This window comes from Streptomyces sp. NPDC054840, from assembly GCF_053611065.1.
This window is the reverse complement of record NZ_JBSGZP010000653.1, coordinates 1-4,113: the sequence shown is the minus strand read 5'-3', so window position 1 is coordinate 4,113 and position 4,113 is coordinate 1. Positions and strand designations below refer to the sequence as shown.

Genomic DNA, 4,113 nt, shown 5'->3' with positions numbered 1-4,113 from the left:
ACAGTGATCTCCTGTTCCACGAGCCAGGCGCCGAGGTCGGCGCCGCTGCGCACCTGGGAGCGGGGTACGGGCACGAGGCAGGCGCCGTAACGCCAGGCCAGCCACATCTCCTCGCAGGAGGCGTCGAAGGCGACGGAGAGTCCCGCCATGACGCGGTCGCCGGGGCCGATCGGCTCCTCGGCGAGGAACAGCGCGGCTTCGGCGTCCACGAAGGCGGCGGCGCTGCGGTGACTGACGGCGACGCCCTTGGGCTTGCCGGTGGAGCCGGAGGTGAAGATGATCCACGCGTCGTGCTCGGGGCCGGGTCGGGAGCCCGCGGTGCGGGCGCCGGGCTCGGCGGGCCGGCCGGAGTGGATGCGCTGTCCGCCGCCGAGCACCGCCCGGACGCCGGCCTCGCCGAAGACCAGGTCGGCGCGCTCGTCCGGGTCCTCGGCGTCGACGGGTACGTAGGCGGCGCCGGCGGCGAGGACGGCCAGGACGGCCACGTACAGCTCGCTGGTCCCGGACGGCACGCGGACGCCGACCCGGTCGCCGAGTCCCACTCCGGCGGCCGCGAGGGCCCGGCGCCGGCGCTCGACCTCGACGGCAAGTGCTCGGTAGGTCAGCCGGGTGGTTCCGTCGTCCAGGGCGAGCTCGTCGGGGTACATCCGTACGGTGGCGTCGAAGATGTCGACGAGGGTGCGGGTGGGGGCGGCGGGACCGGCGGTGAAGCGGGCGGACTTGCCGGACTCCTCGAGCGTCTCCCCGTCGTCGAGCAGAGTGAGTTCACCGTGCTCAGGTGTAACTGCCATCGGCCCTCGCGTCTCGTTCCCGGCAGCATCCGGGTCGCCGGCGGAGCCCGGGTCTGCCCAGGTTGTTCCGGCCCAGCGCCAAACAGCCCACCAGTCTAGTGCGCCATCAAGGATTTTCTTGTTGAAGGCTTGCGCCTGGCCGGGAAGAGACGGTATGGCGCCCGCGGAATGCGGAGGGAGTTTCGCCGCGGGCCGTTCCGGAGGTACCCGCGGCTACGCGCAGTCCGGGCACAGACCCCGGTAGGTGACCTCGGCCCGGGACACCGAGAAGCCGAAGCGCTCGCCCGGCGGGAGGCCGGCCAGCGGGTCGTCCGTCGGGTGGACGTCGCGGATGAGCCCACAGGCGGAGCACACCAGATGCTGGTGCGCGTGGTGCGCGTTGGGGTCGTAGCGCTTGGCCCGGCCGTCGGTGGTGACCTCCACGACCTCGCCGAGGGCGACCAGCTCGCCGAGGGCGTTGTAGACGGTCGCCCGGGAGATCTCCGGCAACCGCTGCGCCGCTCGGGCGTGCACCTCGTCCGCCGTGAGGTGCACGTGGTCACCGTCGAGAACCTCCGCGACCACGCGCCGCTGTGACGTCATCCGCCAGCCACGCCCGCGCAAACGCTCCAGCAGGTCACTCATATCGGCCCACCTCTTCAGATTGGACGGAGTTCCCCGAAGTTCACCGGCGGACATCCGGGATCCGATCGAATGTGTACCTGGTGCCCTTCTTGACTTGGATTTCGTCCATCGTAGGATCGGTTCCCGTAGATGGCCAAGAGACAGGAAGACTCCGGAGCGGCAGGTGGCAACGGCGGGACGGTTCACCGCCGATGAGCATGCCTGGTACCGGCACGCGCGCACAGGCCGCCGACGTCCCCCTTCTCGCGACCGTCCTGGCCGGTGACCCCTCGGCGTCGGGGCGATCGACGGGGCCGAGCCCCTGCACGTGGGGCCCTGCGCCCCGACTGTTCCATCGCATCGAGTCGCATTCAGTCGCATTCAGTTCCTGAACACCGTGATCCGCTGATCCGCCTGGTACGGAAGGATTCCCATGTCTGAGAACCATGATGCAATCGTCACAGACGCCAAATCGGAGGGTGGGGACGGCTGTCCGGTGGCGCACGGGCGAGCTCCGCACCCGACCCAAGGCGGCGGGAACCGCCAGTGGTGGCCCGAACGGCTCAACCTGAAGATCCTCGCCAAGAACCCCGCGGTCGCCAACCCCCTCGGCGAGGAGTTCGACTACGCCGCGGCGTTCAAGACCCTCGATCTCCCCGCCGTCAAGCGGGACATCGCGGACGTGCTGACCACCTCCCAGGACTGGTGGCCCGCCGACTTCGGCCACTACGGCCCGTTCATGATCCGCATGGCCTGGCACAGTGCGGGCACCTACCGGATCAGCGACGGCCGCGGCGGGGCCGGGGCCGGCCAGCAGCGTTTCGCCCCCCTCAACAGCTGGCCGGACAACGGCAACCTCGACAAGGCCCGTCGTCTGCTGTGGCCGGTCAAGCAGAAGTACGGGCAGAGCCTCTCGTGGGCCGACCTCATGATCCTCACCGGCAACGTGGCCCTGGAGTCGATGGGCTTCGAGACCTTCGGCTTCGGCGGCGGCCGCGCCGATGTATGGGAGCCCGACGAGGACGTCTACTGGGGCCCCGAGACCACCTGGCTCGACGACGAGCGCTACACCGGCGACCGCGAACTGGAGAACCCGCTCGGCGCGGTCCAGATGGGCCTCATCTACGTCAACCCCGAAGGCCCGAACGGCACCCCGGACCCGATCGCCGCGGCGCGCGACATACGTGAGACCTTCCGCCGGATGGCGATGAACGACGAGGAGACGGTGGCCCTGATCGCGGGCGGCCACACCTTCGGCAAGACCCACGGCGCGGGCCCGGCGGAGAGCGTCGGCGCCGACCCCGAGGCCGCCCCGATGGAGGCGCAGGGACTCGGCTGGAGCAACGCCTTCGGCACCGGCAAGGGGGGCGACGCGATCACCAGCGGTCTTGAGGGCATCTGGACCAACACCCCGATCACCTGGGACAACACCTTCTTCGAGATCCTGTTCGGCTATGAGTGGGAGCTGTTCAAGAGCCCCGCCGGGGCGCACCAGTGGCGGCCGAAGAACAGCGCCGGCGCGGGTACTGTGCCCGACGCCCACGACCCGTCCAAGACGCACGCCCCGACGATGCTGACGACCGACCTCTCGCTGCGCTTCGACCCGGCCTACGAGCAGATCTCCCGGCGCTTCCTCGCGAACCCCGCCGAGTTCGCCGACGCGTTCGCGCGCGCGTGGTTCAAGCTGACCCACCGCGACATGGGCCCGGTCGTGCGCTACCTCGGCCCGGAGGTCCCGACCGAGTCACTGCTGTGGCAGGACCCGCTCCCCGCGGTGACGCACGAGCTCGTCGACGCCGCCGATGTCGCCGCGCTCAAGCGGCAGGTCCTCGCCTCGGACCTGTCGGTGTCCGAGCTCGTATCCGTCGCGTGGGCCTCGGCCTCGTCCTTCCGCGGCAGCGACAAGCGCGGCGGCGCCAACGGCGGCCGGATCCGCCTCCAGCCGCAGAGCGGGTGGGAGGTCAACGACCCGGACCGGCTGGCCGGGGTGTTGCGCACCCTGACCGGGATCCAGGAGTCGTTCAACTCGGACCAGAGCGGCGGCAAGCGGATCTCGCTCGCGGACCTGATCGTGCTGGCCGGCGCGGCCGCCGTCGAACAGGCCGCCGAGGACGGCGGGTTCGCCGTCCAGGTTCCCTTCACCCCGGGCCGTGCGGACGCGACGCAGGAGCAGACGGACGTGGAGTCGTTCGCCGCGCTGGAGCCGGTCGCCGACGGGTTCCGCAACTACCTGGGTAAGGGCAACCGGCTGCCGGCCGAGTACCTGCTGCTCGACCGGGCGAACCTGCTGACCCTCAGCGCCCCCGAGATGACGGTCCTGGTCGGCGGCCTGCGCGTGCTGGGTGCGAACCACCAGCAGACCCCGCTCGGTGTCTTCACCGCGACCCCCGGGTCCCTCACCAACGACTTCTTCGTCAACCTGCTCGACCTGGGTACGACGTGGTCGGCGACGTCAGAGGACGCGAACGGGTTCGAGGGCCGCGACCGCGCCACGGGCCGGGTCAGGTGGACGGGCACCCGTGCCGACCTCGTCTTCGGATCGAACTCGGAGCTGCGCGCCCTCGCGGAGGTCTACGCGAGCGACGACGCGAAGGAGAAGTTCGTGCAGGACTTCGTCGCGGCGTGGGACAAGGTGATGAACCTCGGCCGGTTCGACCTCGCCTGACCGTGGCGTCCGGGCCGGCCCCCCCGGCCGGCCCGGATGTCCGGCACCCGGGGC

General features: G+C 70.8%; 3 protein-coding genes. 1 reads left to right on the top strand and 2 read right to left on the bottom strand.

Going from position 1 to position 4,113, the window contains the following annotated elements; all coding sequences use genetic code 11:
• Nucleotides 1-791, bottom strand: a 791-nt coding sequence (locus tag ACWGIU_RS31625; protein ID WP_453711549.1) for an AMP-binding protein, incomplete at its 3' end; no start/stop codon positions are given.
• 213 nt (nt 792-1,004) lie between these two features.
• Entirely contained in the window at nt 1,005-1,415 is a 411-nt protein-coding gene (locus ACWGIU_RS31620; protein ID WP_453711548.1) for a Fur family transcriptional regulator, read from the bottom strand.
• A 412-nt stretch (nt 1,416-1,827) separates the two neighbouring features.
• Here ACWGIU_RS31620 and katG point away from each other — a divergent pair, with 412 nt between their 5' ends.
• Entirely contained in the window at nt 1,828-4,059 is a 2,232-nt protein-coding gene (gene katG, locus ACWGIU_RS31615; protein ID WP_453711547.1) for a catalase/peroxidase HPI, read from the top strand.
• Nucleotides 4,060-4,113 lie beyond the last annotated feature (54 nt).

Excerpts from the sequence above, each read along its gene's own strand:
- katG (WP_453711547.1), top strand. The coding sequence starts at position 1,828 with ATGTCTGAGAACCATGATGCAATCGTCACAGACGCCAAATCGGAGGGT.
- ACWGIU_RS31620 (WP_453711548.1), bottom strand. The coding sequence starts at position 1,415 with ATGAGTGACCTGCTGGAGCGTTTGCGCGGGCGTGGCTGGCGGATGACG.